Origin of the sequence: Pseudomonas sp. SIMBA_068, assembly GCF_046534705.1 — a bacterium.
GTDB classification, from domain to species: Bacteria; Pseudomonadota; Gammaproteobacteria; order Pseudomonadales; family Pseudomonadaceae; genus Aquipseudomonas; species Aquipseudomonas putida.
Genome location: NZ_JAWRYI010001408.1, coordinates 1 through 243, shown reverse-complemented (window position 1 = coordinate 243; position 243 = coordinate 1). Strand labels below are relative to the sequence as shown.

Genomic DNA, 243 nt, shown 5'->3' with positions numbered 1-243 from the left:
ACGGCAAAACTCAACAGTGCCGGCAGCAGCAAGACCATGCCGATCAGTGCGCCGCGGCCAAACTGCTGCTGGCCCACGACAGCTTTGTAGGCTTCCAGGGCCAGCACCTGATAATCGCCGCCGACCACGACCGGGACGCCGAAGTCAGTGATGGTCAGGGTGAACACCAGGCAGAAGGCCGCGAACACTGCCTGGCTTGTCGCAGGCCAGGTAATGCTGGAAAACGCCCGCCAAGGCCAGGCC

General features: G+C 63.4%; 1 pseudogene. It reads right to left on the bottom strand.

Annotation, left to right across the window (positions count from 1 at the left end):
* Positions 1–243: pseudogene (locus SB756_RS34255) on the bottom strand (putative 2-aminoethylphosphonate ABC transporter permease subunit); the annotation flags it as partial.